The sequence below is a fragment of the Anabaena sp. TISTR 8404 genome (genome assembly GCF_056847745.1).
On the sequence record NZ_CP180578.1, the window covers coordinates 4,058,737 to 4,082,020 of the forward strand.

15 protein-coding genes and 1 other RNA gene are annotated in these 23,284 nt (G+C 38.0%); 7 read left to right on the forward strand and 9 right to left on the reverse strand.

The window, feature by feature from the left end:
• Positions 1-2: 2 nt before the first annotated feature.
• From ssrA to ACMX3D_RS17580, 4 genes are all read left to right on the forward strand, one after another.
• Positions 3-392, forward strand: a transfer-messenger RNA (tmRNA) gene (gene ssrA / locus ACMX3D_RS17565).
• 243 nt (positions 393-635) lie between these two features.
• Positions 636-1,673, forward strand: coding sequence for a threonine aldolase family protein (locus ACMX3D_RS17570; protein ID WP_482747162.1), 1,038 nt, complete (start codon positions 636-638; stop codon positions 1,671-1,673).
• 53 nt (positions 1,674-1,726) lie between these two features.
• Positions 1,727-1,849 (forward strand): hypothetical protein, encoded by a 123-nt coding sequence (locus tag ACMX3D_RS17575; RefSeq protein ID WP_482747163.1) that lies wholly within the window; start codon positions 1,727-1,729, stop codon positions 1,847-1,849.
• Positions 1,850-1,852: 3 nt separating this feature from the next.
• Positions 1,853-2,512, forward strand: coding sequence for a DUF2996 domain-containing protein (locus ACMX3D_RS17580; RefSeq protein ID WP_482747164.1), 660 nt, complete (start codon positions 1,853-1,855; stop codon positions 2,510-2,512).
• Here the strand turns inward: ACMX3D_RS17580 and ACMX3D_RS17585 are convergent.
• On the reverse strand, positions 2,509-3,006 hold the full coding sequence (locus ACMX3D_RS17585) for a TM2 domain-containing protein (RefSeq protein WP_482747165.1): 498 nt from the start codon (positions 3,004-3,006) through the stop codon (positions 2,509-2,511). The genes ACMX3D_RS17580 and ACMX3D_RS17585 overlap by 4 nt on opposite strands.
• Before the next feature lie 337 nt (positions 3,007-3,343).
• Between ACMX3D_RS17585 and acsF the strand changes: the two genes are divergently transcribed.
• From acsF to ACMX3D_RS17600, 3 genes are all read left to right on the forward strand, one after another.
• On the forward strand, positions 3,344-4,420 hold the full coding sequence (acsF, locus tag ACMX3D_RS17590) for a magnesium-protoporphyrin IX monomethyl ester (oxidative) cyclase (RefSeq protein ID WP_482752370.1): 1,077 nt from the start codon (positions 3,344-3,346) through the stop codon (positions 4,418-4,420).
• A gap of 173 nt (positions 4,421-4,593) precedes the next feature.
• Positions 4,594-5,664, forward strand: coding sequence for a DNA cytosine methyltransferase (locus ACMX3D_RS17595; protein ID WP_482747166.1), 1,071 nt, complete (start codon positions 4,594-4,596; stop codon positions 5,662-5,664).
• Between the two features lie 2 nt (positions 5,665-5,666).
• Complete coding sequence (locus ACMX3D_RS17600) at positions 5,667-6,779, forward strand: hypothetical protein (RefSeq protein WP_482747167.1); 1,113 nt, start codon at positions 5,667-5,669, stop codon at positions 6,777-6,779.
• 16 nt (positions 6,780-6,795) lie between these two features.
• Here ACMX3D_RS17600 and uvrC read toward each other — a convergent pair whose 3' ends face one another.
• The 8 genes from uvrC to ACMX3D_RS17640 all read right to left on the reverse strand — a co-directional run bounded on the left by uvrC (position 6,796) and on the right by ACMX3D_RS17640 (position 22,867).
• Positions 6,796-8,673 (reverse strand): excinuclease ABC subunit UvrC, encoded by a 1,878-nt coding sequence (gene uvrC, locus ACMX3D_RS17605; protein WP_482747168.1) that lies wholly within the window; start codon positions 8,671-8,673, stop codon positions 6,796-6,798.
• 203 nt (positions 8,674-8,876) lie between these two features.
• Entirely contained in the window at positions 8,877-10,646 is a 1,770-nt protein-coding gene (locus tag ACMX3D_RS17610) for a DNA methyltransferase (protein WP_482747169.1), read from the reverse strand.
• A 12-nt stretch (positions 10,647-10,658) separates the two neighbouring features.
• Positions 10,659-11,915 carry a hypothetical protein gene (locus tag ACMX3D_RS17615; RefSeq protein ID WP_482747170.1) on the reverse strand — a complete coding sequence of 419 codons (1,257 nt, stop codon included), beginning with the start codon at positions 11,913-11,915 and terminating at the stop codon, positions 10,659-10,661.
• 278 nt (positions 11,916-12,193) lie between these two features.
• Positions 12,194-17,560 (reverse strand): AAA family ATPase, encoded by a 5,367-nt coding sequence (locus ACMX3D_RS17620; RefSeq protein WP_482747171.1) that lies wholly within the window; start codon positions 17,558-17,560, stop codon positions 12,194-12,196.
• 394 nt (positions 17,561-17,954) lie between these two features.
• On the reverse strand, positions 17,955-18,218 hold the full coding sequence (locus ACMX3D_RS17625) for a hypothetical protein (protein WP_482747172.1): 264 nt from the start codon (positions 18,216-18,218) through the stop codon (positions 17,955-17,957).
• 264 nt (positions 18,219-18,482) lie between these two features.
• The gene (locus ACMX3D_RS17630) at positions 18,483-18,788 is read right to left on the reverse strand and encodes a hypothetical protein (RefSeq protein ID WP_482747173.1); all 306 of its coding nucleotides are present in this window, start codon (positions 18,786-18,788) and stop codon (positions 18,483-18,485) included.
• Between the two features lie 30 nt (positions 18,789-18,818).
• Complete coding sequence (locus tag ACMX3D_RS17635; RefSeq protein WP_482747174.1) at positions 18,819-20,987, reverse strand: peptidase domain-containing ABC transporter; 2,169 nt, start codon at positions 20,985-20,987, stop codon at positions 18,819-18,821.
• 59 nt (positions 20,988-21,046) lie between these two features.
• Positions 21,047-22,867, reverse strand: a complete 1,821-nt coding sequence (locus ACMX3D_RS17640) for a beta-barrel domain-containing protein (RefSeq protein WP_482747175.1) — start codon at positions 22,865-22,867, stop codon at positions 21,047-21,049.
• Positions 22,868-23,284 lie beyond the last annotated feature (417 nt).

The window sequence follows — 23,284 nt, forward strand, 5'->3', positions numbered from 1 at the left end:
ATGGGTCCGTAACGGTTTCGACAGGTTGGCGAACGCTACTCTGTGACTCAGGTCGAGAGTGAGTCTTCTCTCGTAAATATCAGGCTCAAAAAAAAGTAAATGCGAATAACATCGTAAAATTTGCTCGTCGGGAAGCTCTAGTAGCTGCCTAAAACGCCTCTTATAGGTTCGAGCGTCTCTAGTTTGACTCCGTTAAGGATTAGAGACCAACCCCCAACGGATGCTCTAACAAGCGTTCTCTGATTGGCTTGTTAGCTAAGATTAAATCAGAGCATCCTACGTTCGGGATAATGAACGATTCCCGCCTTGAGGGTCAGAAAGGCTAAACCTGTGAATGAGCGGGGGGTCAATACCCAATTTGGACAGCAGTTCGACTCTGCTCGGATCCACTAAATACAACCAACAAATCCACCAAACAATGATTTGGTGGATTTTGTTTTGGAGCTTTTTTCTTGTTGATTAGACCTCTTGCAAAAGTAACTTTTCCACACTTCTGCAAGAAGTCTATTGTTGAATATTGTTGACGCTTAACAATCAACAGATTTAAAGGCGTAATAGCTAAGTGCGAACTAAAATCAGATGAGATTCGGTTGATCAATTACCATTCGGTAGCGATGATGTTTCCCATGAATAATATGAGTATTAATGCAGAACAGTTTGCTAGTGATAATTACTCTGGTATTTGTCCAGAAGCGCTGGAGTACATGCTTCAAGCAAACCTTGGTAGTGCGCCAGCTTATGGTAACGATGAATGGACTCAAAAAGCAGCGGACTATTTTCGGGAATTATTTGAAATTGATTGTGAGGTATTTTTTACCTTTAATGGAACAGCAGCTAATTCTTTATCTTTAGCAGCATTATGTCAGTCATATCATAGTGTAATTTGTCATGAGACAGCGCATATAGAAACAGATGAATGTGGTGCGCCGGAATTTGCTTCTAATGGTTCTAAACTGCTCCTGGCTTCGGGGGAAAATGGCAAACTAACAGCCCAAAGTATAGAAGCCATTGTCACCAAGCGTACAGATATTCATTTTCCTAAACCTAAAGTTATTAGTATTACACAAGCAACGGAATCAGGAACTGTATATTCTATTAAAGAACTTCTGGAAATTAAAGAAATTGCTCATAAATATAAATTAAAAATTCACATGGACGGCGCTCGGTTTGCTAATGCTGTTGCAGCCATGAATAAAAGCCCCGCAGAAATGACTTGGAAAAGTGGTGTAGATGTGTTGTGTTTTTGTGGGACAAAAAATGGTATGGCTTTAGGGGAAGCAATTATTTTCTTTAATAAAGCTTTAGCAGAAGATTTTGATTATCGCTGTAAGCAAGCAGGACAATTAGCTTCTAAAATGCGGTTTATTTCTGCGCCTTGGTTAGGTTTGTTAGAAACAGGCGCGTGGTTGAAAAATGCTCGATATGCTAACCAATGTGCAGAATATTTAGAGAATAAGTTACTACAAATCAATGGTGTGGAAATTATGTTTCCGCGCGAAGCTAATGCTGTATTTGCAAAACTACCAGAGAGAGTAATTAAAAAATTAAAAGAAAAAAACTGGCAATTTTATACATTTATTGGTGTAGGAGGAGTACGTTTTATGTGTTCTTGGAGTACAACCAAAGCAAGAATGGATGAGTTAGTCAGAGATATTCAGGAAGCGATCGCCTAAACTAGTACCAGAAAATTTTATCCTCAAAATATAAGAGTTTTAACTATTAACCATTGACTTTTGACTATGGACTATTAACTCTTGACTATCAACTAGCTGTTGTATGTCAAAATCAAGATAAATTAGTACACAAAGGTGAGCGATCGCTCCCAAAGCTAGATAAAGGATTGACCTGAGCAATGGCAGACGAAACCAATCACAATCAAGCGGGAGAAGTAGCTCCCAGCACTGTTGACAAACAAGCTCCCACTGTCGCTGAAGCACACGCCCCCAGCACCAGCGAACCAGTAGCCACAGATATACCTACTGCCAACGCACCAGACCCCAAAGCAGCTAACCCAAAAACTAACCCGAACGCGGCGACAACAGCTGATGCACCTCCTAAGCGAGAAAAACCAGCCGCTAAAGCCGCAGATGGAGAAGAAAAACCAGCCGCCGCTAAAGCAGCCAAAAAAGAGAAAGCCCCAGCCGTTGAAGATAAGCCATTTGTAGAGTTTATCCAGCAAGAATACATACCTGCTTTGCAAAAGGCGATCACTGAAGAAGGTGTGAAAGATTTACAATTGTCTTTTGCTAAACAAAAGCTGCCAATCGCTGGCTTATCCTCAAATGAAGAATACTGGCAAGTTATCGGCAGTTGGCAAAATGGTCAGCGTCAATTTAACGTGTATTTCCCCGATGAAGATATTCAAGGGCAAAAAGGTTTTTCCTGCAACGAAGGCAAAAAAACCAGTACTCTTGAGTCCTTCTTAATTGACGAACGAAAAACTACTCTTGACTTATTAGTATTTGGCTTAGTGCGGCGCTTGAACAGCCAGAAATGGTTAGGTAGGAATTAATTGAGTTCGTAGAAATGGTACGTGACGGCTCCAGTGATGGGGTCGTTATCTATTTTCACGTATCCTGATTTCAGCATTTCTTTAAAAACAGTTTCTACTTCTACAAAGCTGGCTCCTGTTGCTTTCACAGCTTGCGTCACAGTGATACTACCGCCTCGGCTTTCTGCGGCTTTAATTAGTTCTACCATGAGTTGGTTGCCAGTTGAGCGATTTACTTGGGTAGCAACTATAGGTTGATTTAACGGTACACCCAAAGGAGTTAACCCAGCTTTCAGCCGGAGCTTCTGTTCATATTCATCCACCATATTCGGTATGACGAACAGATCAACGAACTGTCCAATGCCAAAAACACCCCCAGTTAACAACCATAATATACCTGTCCCTATCTTGCCATTGTATAGGCGATGCAGCCCCCCAAAGCCAAAAAATAATCCTGCACTCAAAATGTAAGAGACAAACAAACGGTCTTTATGCTGATTGTTTTCAGGATTCATCGTGCTTTTATCCCCTCAGATTTGGGCTTCTTTTTTAAGATAATCTGTGCTAACGGTGTTTCGGATGATCTCAGCATCACCAAAAGCTAGATTACATAAAAGTCTTGATTTATTACGCCAGCCCTTTTTGAGATGACTACCTATTCCCGTCGTTCAGTTCCACAAAGCTTGAAGTATTGTTGCAACTCTTAACGTTTCCTCTACCAGTTTACCGCTGCACCTTGGTAGACTGAAATTTATACAAATTAATTATTGTCCTTTGCTGTGCCTTATGAGAGCATTACCATTGGCTCTTTGGCGCAATCAAGATAATAAAGACACTCGTGGCAATCAAGACATGGTAGATTCCCTCAAAAAACCAGGCTTTGAAGAAATACGGCCAGGGATTAAAGTCCCGGCAAAAGAAACCTTATTAACACCACGGTTTTATACTACCGATTTTGATGAGATGGCGCGGATGGACATCTCTGTAAACGAAGATGAGTTAAAAGCCATCTTAGAAGAGTTCCGCGCTGACTATAACCGCCATCACTTCGTTCGGGATGCCGAGTTTGAACAATCCTGGGATCACATCGACGGGGAAACTCGCCAGTTGTTCATTGAATTTTTAGAGCGTTCTTGTACAGCAGAATTTTCTGGCTTCTTGCTGTACAAGGAATTAGGCCGCCGCTTAAAAGATAAAAGCCCCGTCCTAGCAGAGTGTTTCAACCTAATGTCACGGGATGAAGCACGTCACGCTGGCTTTTTGAACAAAGCGATGTCAGACTTTAATTTGTCTCTGGACTTAGGGTTTTTGACAAAGAGCCGCAATTATACCTTCTTTAAACCAAAATTCATTTTCTACGCCACCTATCTTTCCGAAAAAATCGGTTACTGGCGTTATATCACCATTTACCGTCATCTAGAAGCGCATCCCGAAGACCGAATTTATCCAATTTTCCGGTTCTTTGAAAACTGGTGTCAGGATGAAAACCGTCATGGTGATTTCTTTGATGCCATCATGAGAGCACAGCCACAAATGCTGAATGAATGGAAAGCAAAACTGTGGAGTCGGTTCTTTTTGTTGTCAGTGTTTGTGACAATGTATCTCAATGACCTCCAGCGCAAAGACTTTTACGCCTCAATTGGTTTAGATGCACGTGAATACGATATCTACGTCATCAAGAAAACCAATGAAACCGCAGGTCGAGTCTTCCCTGTGATGCTGGATGTTGACAATCCAGAGTTTTACGATCGCCTAGATTTATGCGTCAAGAATAACGAAAAATTGAGTGCGATCGCTAACTCTAACACTCCCAAATTCTTACAATTCTTCCAGAAGCTGCCATTATACATTTCTAATGGTTGGCAGTTCTTGAAGTTGTACTTGATGAAGCCAATTGATGCTGCTTCCGCTCATGGTATGGCTCGTTAGATTAAATAAATACTAATTTTAGTTAGGGAACGGTATTAATTTAGTAATGCCGTTCCTTTTTTATAGATGTCTTATATTGCTACGTCTCTATAGTTAAGTCTTAAATAATTTCAAAAATATGTTATGTTATAATACTTGACTCAGATGTTTAGAACAGTATTTTAATAATTTGTATGGAGGAAGTAAAACTAAAATTTGCTGATTTATTTGCAGGAATAGGAGGTTTTAGATTAGCTTTTGAAAAAGCTGAATATGAATGTGTTTTCTCCTGTGAAATTAATGAGGCTTGCCGACAAGTTTACTTTAATAATTTTGGAGAGATGCCAGCACATGATATTAGGAAAATCGATATAAAAAACTTACCCTACTTTGATGTTTTGACAGCTGGCTTTCCTTGCCAACCTTTTAGTATTTGCGGCAGAAGAAAAGGTTTTCAAGATACTAGAGGTACTTTATTCTTTCATATTTGCGAAATTATTGAACATATTAATCCACCTATTGTTGTGCTTGAAAACGTTAAGCATATATTACACCACGATCAAGGAAAAACATTAGAAACTATATTATATTCTTTAGAAGATATAGGTTATGTAGTAAATTATGAAATACTTAACTCTAAAGATTTTGGACTCCCACAAAATAGAGAAAGAGTAGTATTTGTTGCTACAAAAAATAGAAAATTTGATTTTGGTCTTCTCAGAAAAACTTATCCGTTTCCTACTTTAAAAGAATTTTTGTGTACTTCAGGAGATTTTGAATATCTAAATCCTCAAGACTACACAATGATAGAAAACCCAAAACAACAAGCGTCTGGTTTAATTTTTGTAGGTTATCGTAATAAAAATATTTGGAAAACAGGTATTAGACCAAACACAGAACATTTATCTAGAGTTCATCATCAGCCTAATAGAATATATTCTATTAAAGGTGTACATCCAACCATACCATCTCAAGAGACTTCAGGTAGATTTTTTATTTATATACCTGAAGAAAAAGCAGTTCGTAAATTAACTATTAGAGAGTGTTATAGAATTATGGGTTTCCCTAATAGTTTTGAAATTCATCCTAATTTAGGAGAGTGTTATAAGCAAATAGGCAATTCCGTTGCTATACCAGTAATGTATGAACTGGCTAATCAAATAAAAAAACAATTTTTTTGCTATTTAGGAACGGAGGCTGAAATAATTAGTAATCATAAAAATTCGCGTGTTGAGCGACCTATTCAACTAGAACTCCCCTTTTGATAATGAATCACAGAGAAAAGCTTCTAGAAATTTATCAAAATATATCTGAATTTGAACTTGATCAAGTTCAATTACCTGAAGAATATCAAAATTATATTGCGGAAGTTGCTAAAAAATGCTTTGAAAGAAAGGCAGTTTATACTGTACTAATTACTCTTCTAGTACATAAAATTTTACACCCATCTCAGGATATTAGATATCACAAAGCTGAACTGCCAAATGGTTTTGCAGGAAGGAGGATAGATGAGGATTTTATCACTCCTACATTAACAGAGTTAGGCTTACCTACAATGAAGCAATCTGGTTGGTTAACTCGTACTTTAGAACTACCCTATCCTTATACATTACAATATGAAGGCAGAATAACTCCTAAGTCTTTAAAAAAAGCATTTCTCAATATTCTTGATTTTGTACAGCATAATCCTGAGAAAGCAGAATATGTATTAAAATTACTGCTTAAATTGCTCAATCTAAATAAGGATAAAAATATAGTTGAAATTATTAAATTAACAAATCCTGAAAAGTTAAATATAAAAAGTGTAATTTATGCTTTAGATGAGCATTTTAACTATAAATATAAAACTCTTGGTGGTTCAAAATTACCTGTTATTGCTCTATATGCTATATATCAAATCTTAGTTAGAGAAGTATCCAGGTATAGTTTATGTAGGCTCAGAGAATTAGGCAGTCATACAGCTTCTGACAGAACTTCTAGAACTGCTGGAGACATTGAAATATTTGATCAAAATAATCATCTTGTTGAAGCTATAGAAGTAAAACATGGTCAAGAAATAACTTTACACATTGTTTATCGTGCTAAAGAAAAAATTATTAAATACAATGCCAAAAGATATTACATTTTTGCTTCAAAAGATATTAAAGTATCAGAATCAGAACAAATTAATAGCTTGATTAAAGAAATTGCATCTGAACATGGTTGTCAGGTAATTCTGAATGGAATTATTCCGACAATTAAATACTATTTAAGGTTAATCGAGTCCATCACTGATTTTATTGAGGGATATTCTCAGTTGATAGAATTAGATAATGAACTACAAAAAATACATAAAGAAAAATGGAATGAGATTTTAGACAAATTAATGAATGAAGCATAAAAGAATTGCAGCTTTTTCATGAGGGATGAAAGTAATCGTAAATTTCCTGCGCTAGTCGTGGGCCGATTCCTGAAACTTCGGCTAGTTGTGCAGGTGTAGCTTGGCGAATATAATCAACTGAGCGAAAATGCCCTAAGAGTTGCTTTTGGCGATGATGTCCTAATCCGGGGATTTCATCTAAACGCGATCGCCTTAGTTTATCACTACGTTGTTGGCGATGGAAACTCACAGCAAAGCGATGGGCTTCATCCCGTAACCGTCGCAATAATTGTACTCCTGGTTGTTCTGCATCAGTCTGCAAAGGTAGTGATTCTCCTGGTAAGAAAATCTCCTCGCGCTGTTTCGCCAAACTGACAACCCGCAAGTCTTCTAACAAGTTCATTTCTTGCAACACAGCCACGACTGAAGATAATTGTCCTTTACCGCCGTCAATCATAATTAAATCCGGCCAGTCAGGATTTCCCGCGCGTTGTAGTTGTGAATCTTCACTATATTTGCGAAAACGCCGTTGAATGACTTCGGCTAAACTGGCAAAATCATCAGAGTGTCCGATGGTGACTGCGGGATTTTTGATTTTGTAATGACGATAATGTTGCTTCCCAGGTAAACCATCAATAAATACGACTTGGGAAGCGACAGCATTGGAACCTTGAATATGGGAGATGTCGTAACCTTCAATGCGGTGGGGTAACTCAGGTAAATCGAGAATATCAGCTAAATCTTGCATGGCTTGAGTATTGCGATCGCCCAATTTTTGCATTCTTTGTAATTCGTATTGGGCATTTCGCTCTACCATCTCAATTAATTCTGCTTTAGTTTGGCGCTGAGGAGCTAAAATCGTTACTTTTCTTCCCTTACGCTGAGTTAAAACATCCGCCAATATTTCCGTATCGGGTAACTCGTGCTGTACCAAAATCTCGGCGGGAATTTCCACCGCATCCGCAGTTTGGTAATGTTCTTCCAAAACGCGTTGTAAAATCGCTCCTGGTTCGGCGTGTGCATCAGCGACAAACGCCAAACGTCCGACTAATTGTCCAGCGCGAATTTGGAATAATTGAATACAGGCGTGTTGAGAATCTGCTGCTAAAGCGATCGCATCCCGTGAAACTGTATCATCTGGTAAAGATACTTTTTGATCTGCCGTCAGAGATTTTAAGCCAGAAATTTGATCACGTATCCGCGCCGCTGATTCAAAGTTCAGCGCCTCAGCAGCTTTGTGCATTTGTTCTGTCAAAATGTCAATCAATTCCTGAGTTCTACCTTGGAATACCATCGCTACTTTCTGCACAGTTTTACGGTATTCTTCTGGTGAAATCAATTGTTGACAGACACCAGGACAACGCCCCATATCATAGTTCAAACAGGGACGGTCTTTGAAGAGTGGTTGTGGTCGTTGTCGCAAAGCAAAGATGCGCTTACTAATGCGTAAGATTTCGCGTAATAAACCTGTATCTGTATAAGGCCCGTAGAACTTATCTTTTTCTTTGCCTAGTTGACGTTTGCGAGTGATGAAGATGCGCGGATAATCTTCTGACCATGTGATGCAGACATAGGGATATTTTTTATCATCTTTGAGCAGCACATTAAAGTATGGCTGGTGCTGCTTGATTAAGTTGGCCTCCAAAGCCAATGCTTCAGCTTCTGTATCTGTAACAATGAATTCAATTTCTGCTACCTGTCTCGCCATTGTGGCGATACGTTCGCTTTTAGTGTAACCTTCTCGGAAATAAGAACGGACACGCGATCGCAATTTCCGTGACTTACCTATATATATAATGCGATCGCTGCCATCCCGCATAAAATAAACTCCTGGTTCCGGCGGGATTTCAGCTAATCGACTTTCTAAACGCTCTGGATCTTTAACCAGTGGTAATATCTCAGCAGATGTTGTCACAGTTAAATTTTCGGTAATCTTACGCTTTTACCTATCTCTATTTTAGAGAATAATTTGCTCTTGCCGAAGGTAGTGATGATCAGCCTTCAGAGTCGATACTAGGTTTTAGTATAAATACGTACTAGTAAACAAATCACCCATCAAAAAGAATATGAATAAGTAAGAGCTTGATCCTAAAAGTTTAAATTCATAAAAGCTTTTATTTAATTTTTAATCAAAAAAAATACTGATTCATAATATGAATCAAGAGAGCGAGGACGGGCATTTTTGTTTTTTTTATCAAGCTCTATATCAAATTTTTCCTGTATGGTAAAACCGACACTTTGAGCTAATTTATAAAATATTTCATCGCATTTTACTTTATAGATAACTTCTCTCGTACTATATTTATAAAATATACTTTCCTTGCCAATTACATATATAGCTACTCCTTTTGGCATCAAAACTCTATAAGTTTCTTCCAAAGCTTTTCTAAGACTCTGATAATATATAACTGTTGGAATTGCCTTTATGTATCTAAGCTCATCTGATTTTAGCCAATTGTATAGTTCTACTACTTCACTTGGAACTGCATCTAACATCAGTTCATATCGGTTATTCATAGAACCAACACTCTTAACTTCAGCAGCCTCTATTTCATCATCTGACATTAAGTTAAGAGCTTTTATTGAAATAGCTTTACTCACTAAATAATTTTCCCTACCTGATGAAGCTGGAAGATAAGGAGGAGATGTTAAAATAATTGAAACACTTGATGGTTGTAGGGGAATATTGGTTGCACTGTCACATATAATTTCTACATTTCCTAATGATAGATTGTAAGCTTTAATTAATGTCTTAGAAACAGAAATAGTTTTTATAAGAGACTTAAGATTAGCTCTAACCATTGAGGATATATCATATTTGCCAATTTCCAAAGCAAAGCGGCCTACACCTGTTCCCATCATTCTAATATTAAATTTTCTGCTTAATGCATCACTTAAGCATATACTAACCACTAGCTTAGTATTTTCATCTTCGATCTCTTGAATAATTCCTATCCAGTGTGCGATTTCCTGTTCATATTTATTCTTCTCTTCGAGATTGCCTTTTTTCTCAAATTTTTGGGAAATCTTTTGAGGGAAAGAGTAAATACTAGCTGTTATATTTTTCACAAATAACGGATATTTATTTTTTTCTAACGCATCAATAATATTCTTAACTTGTTCTATTTTAATATGTTGTACAAGAGTTGTTAATTTAGATTGAGATATTAAGCAAGAGAGCTTATCTATGTCTAAGCCAACTGAATCAAAATCAAGTAGAGAAGCCTCGACCAAAGTTGTACCACTGCCAACAAAAGGATCAAGAATTTTTACTTTACCATCTTTTGTTCGAGGGGCTTGTTTAGCAACAGACACAATAAATGACCGAATCATTCTAGGAAAAAACTTAGCTTTATACTTATGCAAATCGTGTACATGAGGAGTTGATGTGTTCCTCCGAATGAGAGATTTATACCAAATTGATTTAGTATCCTTTTCACAAGATGCTATTGTTTTAACTAATTCATGAAGGTCATTTTCTGATACTAATTTTGTCGGAGAGTTAGTCAAAAGTTCGCCTGCTGCCATAAGAGGAAGCATAACTATCATTTCGATGTTCGATTGCTTGCATTTAATCCACCAAGAGGCAGGAGGAAGCTGTGTCAAATCCATACAATCGGAAGGACACCAAATTTCTTGAATAAAACTTAATTGTTTTACTATTTCAACAATAGGAGCATCCATTCCCCTGACAACATAACCAATAATTCCATCTTCACGAATATGGATATGAGCGCAGGATGGAGGAAGATCAATGTGTTTGGATAACTCTTGTGAACTATCAATTGGAATTAAAACCTTAAAGAATGATTTAAGTTCTCTTTCTGCCAAGCAAATATCAGATTCAATGAAAATATTGTTTCTAAGTTTACAAAATAGAATTGTCATATAGAAATATATTTATTTCACAATAGGATTGAACAAGCTTTCAATCCATTCATCACGTGCTACCAAATGCGTAAGAGATATAATTCCATCGAACAAATTATAAATTTCTTGGTCTTCTGGTAAATCACTAATCTTTTTGGCTTTTTTAGTTGTGTCAAGAGTCCAAACAATATCTTTTAGAGGTTCAAGATACTCACCAAAATGTCGATAGGCATGAATGTTAGAAATCAGTCCTATTTTGTAATTCCACTCTTTAATGTTTGGTTTTCCTTCTGTACCCAATTTTATTACTTGATAAATGCCTTTTTTGATATCATCTGTTCTATCCATCCCTACACTTGTTTTCGAGTCGGATATTGACTCAGGACCCTTACCTTCACCTTTTCCCCTAGTAGGCCATTGTGATGGTCTAGGAGAAGGAGATCCACAAGCATTAGTAAGCCAAAATATACTCTTGCGATTTTTAGGATAATACGCATTAAAAGCACTAATCCAGAAATTAACGTAACTTAAAAAGAAATCTGGTGAATTATGAAGCAATGAGATAAGACCTCGAAACCCCCAATTTTTATCTTGTATATCGAGTCTTTTCCCAATTGGGTAATAGTGTTCCGACCATTCACCATCACTTTCTTGTTTAGGTATAAATATTTCTAAAGGCAGATCAAAAAAACTAGTGTTATCTACAGTTCCAAAACCTCTTTCAACTGCTTCTCCGTCCTCTTCATCAGTAAGATTTTGAGAAATCACAGAAATAGCTGGTGTAAGTAATGGAGATGCTTTAACTTCAGCAAAAAGTATTGATTTTATGCTTCTATTAACGATTATTAGATCTACTGGTTCCGATACCCTACGAACCTCCTCATCGTAATTTAAATGTCTAAAAATAGTTTGAATAAAGATAACAAGTAATTTGGCAGTAGCTGTGCCAATTTTTCCTGATTGTGGTTTTTTAGAAGGGTGAAAGTAAAATTCATTTTTTAAAGCTGCTCGTGGACAACAGTTAGTGTAATGGAAGAAAAGACGAGGTTGCTTGCCTGGACTGTAAAGCCAGTTACTATGCGTAACAGCACAATAATATTCTGCCGCTATGAGCAAGTCAAAAGCAGCAGCTAATAAAAGTCCTTTTCTGATAGCTAAGGTTGTAGAATGTTCAAAGCAGCGTTGAATAAGAAGGTTGCATAATTCTTGCTGAATAGGAGCATCTGGAGAAGGACGCTCACTTCTTTGTAAACTATTTTCTATCCATTTATCTGAAAGAATTACCAAATTATACCTCTCATTTAAGCTCTACATATCTCCTAGATAATGACAAAATTAGCAATATTGCCCCTGATAACAGCTATACTAGTTTAACGCCACGTAGTACATTTTTAGAAAAAAAATACTTCCCGATTTAATATTAGTCCTCTGGAGAGGCAACTCTTCTTGATATGCGACAACCAGTAAACTATCAATTACATTGTAAGTTTTCTTACAAAAGCCCTTCACTTTTAAAACATCCTCGTAATTCATCTGAAATTTTATCAAAAACATAAGATGTAGACTTATAACTTAATTTCTTCGGGAAAAATTGTTGAGAGTTTTAACTCTGATTGGCAAAGATTAAGGTAAATTTGCGCGACTTGATCTAAGGGATTTTGTTGCAAGCAGTCTTGAAAACATTTTGCGGCTAAGGCGAATTGTTGCTGGTTGTAGAGTGTCAGTGCTTCGGTAAATAATTCTGTGGTTGCTAACTTACCTTGGCAGACTTCTGGAACATCAGCGGTAAATACCTCATGGACTGTGACAGCAGTGATTTTACCTTTGACTTTTACCTGCCCAACTATGCGAATATAAGAGCGATCGCAACTCTTTAATCGTTGAAATGTTTGGTCTGTAATTAACAATGGTGTGTTGAATGTTTTAGTTAAGCCTTCTATCCGTGAAGCTAAGTTGACGGCATCACTAATTACTGTTCCATCCATGCGATTCAAGCCGCCAACTGTCCCTAAAATCAGCGAACCTGTATTAATGCCAATACCAATTTGAATTGGGACTTCGCCTTGCGCTTGCCGTTCTTGGTTGTAAGTTACCAAAGCTTGCAACATCGCAATACCTGCTTGCACCGCATCATCAGCATTGCCTGCAAATAAAGCCATGATGGCATCCCCAATATATTTATCAATGAAACCGTTATGTTGAATAATGATTGGTTCCATACAACTCAGGTAAGAGTTGATAAATTGGAAATTTTCTGCGGGAGTTAAAGTTTCGGAAAGAGTAGTGAATGAACGAATATCGGTAAACAAAACCGACATTTCTTGTTGGACTTGATCGCCTAATTGCACATCAACAATACTTTGTTTGTTGAGGAATTGCAGAAATTGACGAGGAACAAAACGTTCGTAAGCTTGGTTTAGGGCGGCTAAGTCGGTGTATAAACGGGCATTTTCCAGAGAAATCGCTGCTTGAGTTGAAAGTACGTTGAGTAATTCCAAGCGATCGGGAGTAAAGGCTCCGGTTGTTAAGTTATTTTCGAGATAGATAATACCTGTAAGTTTGCCTTGATTAATTAACGGCGCACATAAAAGCGATCGCGGTTGAAATTGACGAATATAAGGATCACGGATAAATTCGCCTTTGCGGGTAGCATCGTTAAGGACTACACTAATTTTGGTACGAATCACATAATTAACAATCGCTACCGAAAGAATTTGACTATCTTCAATGCTGAGTGATTCCAATACCTGAATATCATTTTTTTCAACGGTTGCTTGCGCTTCAATTAAAAATTTACCTTTGGTTTCGAGTAGCAAAAACCCTCGTTGCGCTCCAGCATTTTCCATTAAAATTTGCATCAAGTTAGCCAGCAATTTATCTAACTGAATTTCTCCTGACAAGGCTTGCGAAGCTTTCATCACTGTCATTAAATCCAGCGATGCTGAACCACCACTACTTGTAATGCTGGCAGCGTTGGTGTTTTTTGTGGAAAGATGCGGAATGGTAATTCTTTCTAACTTGCGTCCTAAGAGTTGGGGATATTGAGTTTCCAGATGTTTAACTTTTGCATTTGCACCCCACTGTAAATAAAGATAGGAAGCATCTTGCATATATCCTTGCGCTACCTTTAGTTTATTTTGGGCTAAATAAAACTTGGCTGCTAATTCATTTGCTAAAGCTGCTTCATTAGGATACTGATTTGATTGTGCTAAAGCAATTGCCCGATCATAACAAGCGATCGCCTCTGCTGTTTCGCCGTGAATTCGATGCCATTCTGCTTCCACCAATGCTAATTTATGAGCGTAGTTACTCGGTGCAGATTGCGCCCAAGGTTTCAATTTTTTCTGATTTGCTGTTACTTGTTTTAATAATGTTTGTCGTTCTGTTAAACTTTTTGTCGCTGCTACCGCTAACCGCACCAAAGAATCATAAAAATAAAACCAACCGACAATAAATAACGCTACTACTGCATCTAAATAAGGAATTGCTAACTCAGCATTTTGCCAAGCAGTATTGTAGTCTTCAAACCAATAATTCAGCGTCAACAGATGAGTATAAACCGTAAAAGTTGCGGTGCGATAGTTAGTCTCGATGTGTAGCGGTAACGTTTTGTTTGCATCGTAAAACTCTCCCACCAACTCACAAGGATTAGGATTTTTACCTTGTAAATTAGCGATCGCCTGTCGATACATCTGTATTAAATCAAAAACTGGCTTTTTCTGGAATTTTTGAATTGCCTCTACATAACTCGCTAAATGCTTATCTACTTCCAAAAGTTCTTGTCCGCAGAAGTAACAATGACTACTACAAGCGTTAGCGGCAAATGAAGCATATTCTGTATCACCAGTATCACGTCCAATTTGAAAAGCAGCTTGCAATGCAGGAATTGTATTCGAGATAGGTTCGCGCCAGTGACGCACAAAACAATTGACGACTAACAAAGTTCTTGCTTGCAGATTTTTGGCGTTAAAGCGTTCGATTAGTTGCAATGCCAATTCACCAAACTCATATCCCCCAGACAAATCTCCCACTACACCACAAAGAATCAAGCCATAAGTAGCGTAGGCAAAAGCTGATTCAGCAGCGTTACCATGTATAGCCGAAAGTTCCACCTGTTTAAACACAGTTAAGGGAAAAAGATTCGGGGCGGCTAGGTAAGTTGATGAAGCAATGCTGGCTAAGATGCGAATTGCGGCTAACTTGGTGGGATGAGTAAGTTTGGGTAAATCAGCTAAGTTTTGTACTTGTCTACCAGTTAAAGCAAGTTTAGTTTTTAACAAACCCAGAATAATTTGCAATTGTCCTGGGTTTGCGGCTAAGGGAATTCCCAAAAGTTTGAGAACTTGTAAACCTAATTTTGAAGCTGTCAACAATTCATCTCTAGCAACAAGAGATTGAATTTTGACAGCATAAACTTGGACTTGATCAATTGTGGTGCGGGCGTGACGTAGCACTACCTCAATTAATTCATCCATGTATTCAAACGCACCAGTCAAATAAGCAGCTTCCACTGCGGCTTCGTGCAAAGATAAAGCCAGAGAATACTGCTGTTGCCAACTTGATGCTGCTAAACAGTTAATGCCTGTTGTCAAATACTCTAAAGCAGGTTCGTAAGCGGCGGAGGCTTTGGCTTTTTTCCCGGCTGTTAAGTTTAACTGGGCTAATTGCTGTCGTTGTTGTTCATCTGTGATTAAATCTAAGCCAAAATTTAACTGGTTAACAATGTCAAAAATCTTTTCTTCTTGCTCCTCGGTGCTGACATTCTGCAATAACAACTGTCCAATTTGCAAGTGAACTGCTTGTTTTTCCTTGATGGGTATGAGTGAGTACGCTGCTTGTTGGACGCGATCGTGTAAAAATTTGTAGACGACATCCAAGTTTGTTAAATTGGCTGCTACTTCGCGATCGCCTACTTGTAATAATTGATAATCATTACCTTGAGGAAAAATCAGCCCCATCTCCACAGCTTCCCATAACTCGGCAGCTGTCTCCGGCAAAGATTTTTCTTCCACAATCGCTAAAGTTTTTAATTCAAACTGATTGCCAATACAAGATGCTAACTTTAAAGCGTGTTGAGTTGCTGTTGGTAGCTTTTGAATTTTCCCCGCCATCAATTCAACAACGTTATCGGTAATTTGCGCCGCCTGAATTTGAGTAAGTTGCCAATCCCATTCCCGCCGCTGAAAATCAAATTGCAGTAATCCTTCGGTATACAGCGACTTCAAAAACTCATTCATGAAGAAGGGATTGCCGTTGGTTTTCTGCTGTAATAGCTGTGCTAAAGGAGTTATTCTTGCCCAATCATGACTATTAAAAGTATCACTGAGCAGTGTTTGAATTTGCGGCAGTTCGAGGGGTGTTAAAGTAAGTTCGTGAATAATTACCCCTGCTTGTTCTAAAGAAGCGATCGCACTCCGCAAAGGATGGGTAGAATCTACTTCATGATTACGGTAAGCACCAATTAACAACAAGTAACGGCTGTCTAACTGACTCATTAACATCTCAATCAATTGCAACGATGCACTATCCGCCCATTGCAAATCATCCAAAAACATCACTAACGGATGTTCTTTTTGGGTAAACACAGTAATAAAGTTTTGAAAAACTAAATTAAAGCGATTTTGGGCTTCCTGTGGTGGTAGTTCAACTACAGGTGGTTGCTTACCAATAATCAGTTCTACTTCGGAAATAACATCGATAATTACTTGGCCATTGTCACCCAAAGCATTTAATAATTTTTCGCGCCAAAGATTAATTTCGGCTTCCGTTGTCGTTAACAGTTGACCAATTAAACCTGTAAATGCCTGAATCAGTGAACTGTAGGGAATATTGCGTTGAAACTGATCAAACTTTCCCGAAATGAAATATCCCCGCTTTTGAGTAATCGGTTTATATATTTCCTGCACTAAAGCTGATTTACCAACTCCGGAATAACCAGCAATCAACATTACTTCACTTTGTCCATAACTAGCACGCTCAAATGCTGCTAGTAAATCTGTTACTTCTTGTTCCCTTCCGTAAAGTCTTTGAGGAATTTGAAATCTATCGGAACTATCTTTTTTGCCTAATTTAAAAGGTGGAATTTCTCCAGTATTAATCAATAAATCAAGACATTGCTGTAAATCTGCTTGCAAACCAAACGCACTTTGATAACGTTCCTCGGCAGTTTTTTCCAGCAACTTCATCACTAGATGAGAGAGGACTAGCGGAATTTCTGGATTTAGTCGATGAGGCGGAATCGCTTGTTTAGCAATATGACTGTGGACTAGTTCTACAGGATCATCACTAACAAATGGTAATTGCTGCGTTAATAGTTCATAAAAAGTCACACCCAAAGAATAAAAATCACTGCGATAATCAATCGCCCGATTCATCCTTCCTGTTTGTTCGGGAGAAATGTAAGCTAGGGTTCCTTCCAAAACATTCAGGTTACGCAACGTCGGATTTTCTTTGGACAATAAGGTAGCAATGCCAAAATCAATAATCTTCGTCTGTTGCGTTAGAGGATTGAGGAGAATATTGGCAGGATTAATATCTTTATGAATAATTTGTTGTTGATGAATTTCACCTAAAGCCACTGCAACTTGAATTGCAATGAAAAGAAAATTCTCCAGTGCTAAAGGCTGTTGATTGAGCAAACTCCGCAAAGGTTGTCCACCGAAATCTTCTAACACCAGCACTAAGGTATTTTCATATTTTTCGACGCTGTAGGCTTGGATAATTCCCGGAACTTGAAAGCGGCGTGTAAGTTCGTATTCGAGTTTAAACCGAGCGAGCGCTTCTGGGCTAGGATACTCCTGTCCCAAAAATTTCAACACTACTGGTTGGCGATCGAACTCTCGATATCCCTGATAAACCTGAGAACGAGGACTGTCATAAAGTTCTCTTAAGATTTTGTACCCTTCCAGTGCGATCATAGATTGCTCAAGCATCAGAGCTATTTTTACCAGCCTACCCAGTATAATTTGCACACTTTTAAAAGTGCCAAGAGTGCTGTAATACTTTTTCTGATTCAACTTGAGAAAACTTTCGCAAAACTAGTTCATTATGCACTTTAGATAAATATAAAAATGCAACAAGCCGAGCATAAGGATGAAACTTTAAGTAAGGGGAGAGCAAATATTTAAACTCCTCTCAACAAAAGTTATCTCTCTGATTTGGCAAGTTAATTTAAAGCCTTCAGAGAAAACTAAATATTGGCTGAATTCACTCATAAATTAATGTATTTTGAGTGAGTCATGAGCAATCAATTTTTGCCTCTCCCCAATACTTACAAAGCTTAAAATACAGGTAATTACCCTGTATTTAAGCTAACCAACTTATTATTTATTGACTACCGCCGTAGGTATCGCCTTCATTGGTGTAAACAGGACGGCAAACATAAATGGGGAAACTGCGGGATTCATATCCAGATGATGGTTGTCCACCACCATATGTCGGTTGTCCACCACCATAGGTGGGTTGTCCACCATATGTCGGTTTTCCACCACCATAGGTCGGTTTTCCATTATTTTGCCCACCAGATAAAAGCTGCTGTTCTTCTGTTGATAACTCAACAAGTAAATTAGATGTGTTGAATTTAGTTGACATAATTTGTTACCTCACTTAGTTGTATAGGTTTTGTAAACCTATATCTTGATTATTGTCTATTTTATTTTTCTTGAAATTATTCTTTAGTTGTAAAATAAAAAACTTATTTATCATCCTTTTGGTCTAAATATAATAATTAAAAACCGCCAATTACAAAGCATCATCTCTGGCAAAGTTATGAGTAGAGACTTGCCAGAGATAACAAACAAATAAACTTACTATTTAGGTTTATTTTTCTAAATTGTTTATTTATTTATATAAAAATCATTTAAATATATTTTTTAACCAATTATTCCATTTATCGCCAGTAAAGTTAATTATTGGAAAACCAAAAGTTATAGAAGCACCTAATGTAATTTGAAAAAATTTATATTTAGTGTTTTGCGTGCCGGAATCACCTCCTGAATTTAAATTATTATTTGCCTCTGTTTCTATATTGGTTAGCTGAAACACAAAATCATTTTTACTATTAAGAAAATCTAAATTTTGCCCAGCAGCTAAACTTTGTTGCTCTTGTTCTGATAATTCACTAAATAATTCTGAATTGTTAATTTGGTTATTTTCAGACACATTATTAACTCCTGATACTCAGCAAAATTGTTAGTGGGATAAAAACTTTAAATGTTCTCCTTGTTGAGAAAGAAATGTTTCTAGTGTGCCTTGTAGTTGTAATTTACCTTTATCTAGCATGACAATCCAATCAGCACGATTGACTACACTAGGACGATGAGTAATCAAAATTGTGGTTTTACCTTGGCGATGTGCTAACAGCCGATCTAAGACTTGTGCTTCGCTAACGGGGTCAAGTCCGGCTGTTGCTTCATCTAAAATTAATATAGGTGGATTTGTGAGAATGCCTCTAGCGATCGCTAATCGTTGTCGTTGTCCACCAGAGAGATTAGCACCAAATTCTCCTAAAACAGTTTGATAATTATTGGGTAGTTGACTAATAAAACCATCTGCATCAGCAATTTCACACGCTTTGACAATTTCCTCAAAAGAAATATGGGGCGTACCTAAGCGAAAATTATCGATAATTGAGCGACTCCAAAAATGCGGTTCTTGCGGCACATAAACTACTTGTTGGCGTAGACAATCAAGGGCAATATCTTGAATGTTATAAAAACCAATGCGGATATTCCCAGAATTCAATTGATACAAACCAGCGATTAGTTTTGCTAAAGAACTTTTACCACACCCTGATTTCCCAATCAAAGCGATAACTTTTCCGCCAGGAAGTTTCAAAGAAAACTCTTCTAATAAGTCAACTCTCCCAGCATGATGAAAGGTAACTTGAGAAAAACGAATATCTGCATCAGCAGGTATTGGTACATTTGGTTTTTGACTACCACCAATCACTTCTGGCGTGGCTTCAATTACTTCTAAAAGCCGAGAGACAGCTGTTTGAGAGCGAAAATACTCATCCCCAAAGCCAACTAAAGAGTTAATTAAATTAAAGACATTTACTTGTAAAGCATTAAAAGCAAGTATTTGACCAATACTCAATTGTCCTTGAATTACCAATAGACTGCCTAGTCCTAATAGAACCACTCCACCAATAGTAGAAATTAATCTAGAAACAGTACCGTTAATAATCCCAATTTGAATAGTGCTGAAAGTTAGATGTGCCAAACGACCAAAGCGGCTTTGAAATTCATCCCAAAATTGGGGAGCAGAATTGGTAGTTTTAATTACTTGAGCGCCTTTAAATGTTTCTACCAATACCCCTTGATTTTCTGCCCCCAAAATTAACAAACTACGAGTCTTTTGTTGAAGAATCGGCAAGAAAGGTAAAGTAGATGCCGTAATTAATAAAGCAACAACAATAACTGCCAGTGTTAGCTGCCAGCTATAAAACAACATAATACTAAAAGATATTACTGCAATGAAGAACTGGCTGGGTAACAGAATGACTATTTGCGATACTAACTGATTGATTTCGTCGATATCTCGCAGTCGGCTAGAAATTTCGCCACTGCGGCGTGATTCATAATAACTCAAGGGTAACTGGAGAATTTTGCGGGCAAACTCCATTACCAGTCCCAATTGCAATCGTTGACCAAAATGAGCAATCATAATGGACTGTATGACTTGCAAACTACTGCTAAACAAGCTGCTGATGACAACGGCTGAGACAACCACAACCAATAACTGGGTATCTCCCCGCACTAAAACATCATCTGTTAGCAGTTGCAGCAAAACAGGACTACCAAGCGCGAGTACACCTAAGACAATATTGATCAGTAATACCTGACTTAGCAAACCTCGATAAGGCAATACGCGCTGAAAAAATCGTCCTAAACCTTGCTTTTTTTCTTCTTGAAACTGCACAAAAAAGCGCGTGGGGTCTGGCTCTAGTAAGAGCATGACTCCATTCCAAGCAGTAGTTAGTTCTTGTCGGCTAACGTAGCGTAAGCCGATCGCAGGATCACCAATAACATACTTTTTCCCTCGCTTGTTGTACAGCACAACCCAGTGATAGCCACGCCAATGAATAATTGCTGGGAGATTAATTTCTGTGATTCTGTCAACAATCGCAGGTGCGGCTTTGACAGCTCTAGCATTAAATCCCAACGTCTCAGAGCCACGTTTTAGTCCTAGTAAGGTTGTGCCTAAATGTCCAGTTCCTACCGCTTCTCGGCTTTTACTCATGCTTAAGAAGCGTCCGTAATGTTTGCAAATTGAAACTAGACAAGCCGCTCCACAATCCTCTTCACTTGACTGTAAAACACACTGGTAATTTTTTTTGCCTTTGAATAGACCAAACATGATAATTCTTAATTCAGTATTTTTACTTCAGACTTCAAACTTGATAATTCAGACTTTTACTAAATATCTGCAATTAACCTGGCTTTGCGCAGAATAAAGTGCATAACTGTTTCTTGGCGAGAAATGATATCAGCGCGTCCCTCCATCCCTGGTTTGAGATGACACTGATGAGCGCCACTACCGACAAATAAAGTTTTAGGTACAATTGTCACCTCATAAGCAGCTGCTGGTTGCACATTAGGTAATGCACTGTTTTTTTCCACTGCTAAAGCATCTGGTGCAACGGTTTTTACAGTACCCTTAAGTGTGCCGTAATCTGGATAAGGACAAGCTGAAACCTGCATCTGAACTTTTTGATCAGCTTTTACCTTGCTGATATCTTGTGCGGGTACTATGGCTTTGATTTGCATTGGTGCATCTAGCGGTACAATCTGCGCGATCGCTTCACTGGGTTGCACTGCTTGTCCGGGGTTGCGGAGTTTAAATTGCAGTAAAATACCGTCGATCGGCGCTCGAATCACAGTCTTACTCAAGTCATTTTCAGTTTGTTGCAGTTCTTTTTGCGTGGTGTCCAGTTGCTTTTGGAATTCTGTACGTTGCTGGAGTAGGGTTTCTCTTTCTTTTTTCAAAGCCGCTAAATTTGCTTCTCCCTTAGCCTGTTCTTGCTTAATTCTTGCCGATGCTACAGTTACAGAAGAATTACTCGGATTGAGTGCGGTTTTAACTTTGATTAAGTTTGTTTCGGCAATTGTGAGAGCTTGGTCTTTTTCTTCCAAGCTATTTTTAGCGTTGGCTTTGGCTTGTTCTAATTTAGTTTCAGCCGCTTTGACGGCTTGTTCTTTTTCTTCTAGGCTATTTTTAGCATTTTCTTGAGCTTGTGCAAGTTTAGCTTTAGCCGACATTACGGCTTGTTCTTTTTCATCGAGAAGATTTTTAGCATTGGCTTTAGCTTGCTCTAGCTTGGCTTTGGCCGCTTTGACTGCTTGTTCTTTTTCTTCAAAGAAATTGAGCGCAACTGCTCCTAGTGGTACTATCGGTTGCAAGCGATCGCGCTGTAATTTTGCCATTTCCAAGGCGGCTTCTGCTTCTTGCAAAGTGGTCGATAAAAGTTGCTCACGCAATAATCTGTCTTTTTGCTTTTGCGCGATCCTTAAGGCTGTTTCAGCTTCCTTCACTGTTGATTGTAATAATCTTTCACGTTGCCAGCGATCGCGCTGGACTCTCGCTAATGCCAAGGCGGCTTCTGTTTCTGCCACAGATGCTGTTAAGAGTTTTTCTCGTCGTAATCTGTCTTTTTGTAATTTTGCTAAAGTTAAAGCTGTTTGTGCTTGGGTCATTTCCGCGAAAGCTTTAATTCGCTGGTCTTGATAGTTGCGTTCAGTACCACTTAACTCTGCTTGTGCCGCTAAAATCGTTCGGTTCATTAAATCGGTCTGAGCCGCAAGTTGAATATTAATTTCACTCAGTTGCGCATCAATTTGACCTAGTTGTAATTTACTCTTTTGCAGGCTATTTTGTAGCTGGCTTTTTTGATTTTGAAGCCGAGCATCATCAACGTAGGCGATCGCTTGACCTTGTTTGACTATTTGATTGTCTTTCGCCTCGATTTTTAGCACTGTTCCAGTAATAGCAGACTCAACAACTTTTAGTTCTCCTAAAGGTCGAATTGTTGCCGGAACTTTAACTGTGACATTGTATTTGAGAATAGAAGATAGACTCACTGCCAGCACAAAAATACTGACCATGATTCCCCCAGCAATGTTTATCCATTTACCAATACTGGGGATAAATTCATTAACATCAAATACAGGGAGTAGTTCTGGATTCAGGTCATTCAAACTATTGCCAGTATAGTTTTCCTGAGCATTTAAGGAATTCACGGCATTGCACCTTGTGTTTGAATTTGATGTATAAACTGAAGGAAATTTATAGCTTTTGTCTTAATCCTTGAGACTTTACTTGGTGATGCTGATCATCAGCAACGTTACATAACTTGATTGCAAATCCCATGTCTCAGAAAAATAACTATCTTTGGTAATAATTCAAAAGGAATAGTCAGATAATTAGAGTATTTTTCCCAGCAAAATCAGCCAACAACAAGCAAGTTCTAGATTTTTCTCATAAGGCGATCGCTCAAAGAAATTCTTGCAAAAATTATCTTTATAAAAGGCAAAGAACATCATCACAAATAATCCTGTATAATTAGATATGGGGGAAGAGAAAAGTAGCTGCCAAGCGCAATAACAACTTTTCTCACATCTCTAACGTGGGCAACGCGGAGAGAAAACAGAGGAGAA